1 protein-coding gene and 1 pseudogene are annotated in these 2081 nt (G+C 74.8%); one reads left to right on the top strand and one right to left on the bottom strand.

Going from position 1 to position 2081, the window contains the following annotated elements:
- Positions 1-1752 (top strand): annotated as a pseudogene (locus E1298_RS46430) (sacsin N-terminal ATP-binding-like domain-containing protein); the annotation flags it as partial.
- 5 nt (positions 1753-1757) lie between these two features.
- On the opposite strand, the gene E1298_RS46425 reads toward E1298_RS46430, so the two are convergent.
- Positions 1758-2081, bottom strand: a 324-nt coding sequence (locus E1298_RS46425) for a DUF2530 domain-containing protein (protein WP_341770713.1), incomplete at its 5' end; no start/stop codon positions are given.

Raw genomic sequence — 2081 nt, 5'->3', positions numbered from 1 at the left:
GGTGGTGGGCATGGCGGCGCTGTGCTCGGGGGGCTGCTGCCGCCGGGATGGCCTGCGCGGAGTCCGGCGCTGGCGGCGCTCGGCGTCCGGCGCGTCGAGCTGGCGGACGTCGTCGATGAGCTGGCCTCTGTCGACCGCGAACCGGCATGGTGGTATCGGGTGTACGAGGCGCTCGGCGGGGCCGCCACAGACGGTCTGGGGGCTCTCCCGGTGCCACTGGCCGGCGATGCGGGCCGCGTCGTGCGGGGGCCGCGCGGCCTGCTGATCGCCGACGAGGTCGATCCGGGCGGCCTGGACGCCCTCGGCCTGCGGTTCGTCCACCCCGACGCCGTCCATCTGCTGCTGCTGCGGCTCGGCGCGGTGGAGGCGGGCCCGCGCGCCGTCCTCGCCGATCCCGCCGTGCGGGCGGCGGTCGAGGGCTCGTTCGACGCCGACGACCCCGACGCGGTCGCCGAAGCCGTGCTCGGCCTCGTCGCGGCCGCCCGCGTCGACCCGGGCGACGAGCCGTGGCTGGCCGACCTGGCCCTGCCCGGCGACGACGGAGACCTGTACCCGGCGGGCGAACTGCTCCTCCCGGACAGTCCGCTGCGCGGCGTCATGGCCGACGACGCGCCGTTCGGCGTGGTGGACGGCGAGACGCTCGAACGATGGGGCGCCGACGCTCTCACCGCGACCGGCGTCCTGGACGGCTTCGCGCTCGCCCGCGCCGAGGACGTGAACCTGACCGGCCTGGCCGACGAGGCCGAGACCCTGCACCTGGACGGCGAGGACCAGTGGGCCGACGAGGTGCTCACCCGGCTCGGCCCGCAGGACCTCCCACCACTCGTGACGGAGTTCCAGGCCGTCCGCGACCTAGAGCTGGTGGACGACTGGCCTGCGGCGCTGCGCATGCTGGCGGGCCCAGCGTGGCGCTCCGCGATCGTCGACCCGATGCACGTGAGCGTGGACGGCGGACGGCGCGTCGCGGTCCCCTCCTACACGGCGTGGTGGCTGGGCCGCCATCCGATCCTGGACGGCCGCAGGCCCGGCGAGTTCCGGCTGGGCGGTGACGAGGACGATCCGCTGACCGGGCTCTACGACGCCGCCCCAGACGGCCTTGATGAGCGCCTACTGCTCGCCTTGGGCGTCCGTACGTCCCTGGACGATCTGCTGGACGAGTCCGGTGGCGCCCAAGAGCTCCTTGACCGGCTCGGTGACCCGAGCCGGAACATCACCCGAGGCCACCTGGGCGCGCTCTGGACGGCGCTGGCCGACGCGCCGGACGTCGCCGTGAACCCGCCAGACCGCGTCCGCGCGGTGGTCGACGGCCAGGTGGAGGTCGTGGAGGCGGCGGACGCACTCGTCCTGGACAGTCCCGACGTCCTGCCCCTCCTGGCCGGTCAGCCGCTCGTCATCGCCGCGCAGGGACGTGACGCCCGGCTCGCCGAACTGCTGGATCTGCCCCTGGCCGGTGATGAGGTCCCGGGCGTGGTGGAGTCGGCCGGAGAGAAGCGTCCCGTTCCGCAGGTCGTCCGGGCGGTCCTGCCGGAGGCCCCGGCGACCTATGTCGCGCACCAGCGTCTGACCGTTGACGGCCAGGGCGTCCCCTGGTGGACCGGTGACGGCCAAGTCCACGCCAGCGGAACCGGCGGGCTCGCCCGTGCCCTCGCCTGGACGACCGGGAACTGGGCGGACCGCCTCCTGATCGAGGCCGTCCTACGCGATCCGGAGAGTCTGCCCGTCCTGTTGGCCGAGTCCGACCTGGAGCCCTAGCCGGGTCAGCGCGCCTCAGGCTCGGCGGCGTCGTCGGCTTCGGTGTCGCGTTCGGCGGCGGCGCGGGCGGCCTCCATGCGCGCCCGTCCGGCCTGGAGACGCGGGGTGTACCACGTGCCGAACAGACCGATCGCGATGCCCGCGACGCACACCCACAGCCACCAGCGGTCGTCGGAGGGCAGGCCGACGAGCAGCAGCACGACCAGCGCCACCGCCCAGGCCAGGGTGCCCGCGGCCGCGATGCGGACGTCGTTGGTCTGCATCGGAGGCGGGTCCGGGAGGCGCGGTCGGGTCATATGGATCAGGTTACGCGCCGGGCGGGGGAGGGC

The sequence above is a fragment of the Actinomadura rubrisoli genome (assembly GCF_004349215.1).
Lineage (GTDB): Bacteria > Actinomycetota > Actinomycetes > Streptosporangiales > Streptosporangiaceae > Spirillospora > Spirillospora rubrisoli.
Note: the sequence above shows the minus strand (reverse complement) of the source record. Positions and strands in the feature narration are given on the sequence as shown.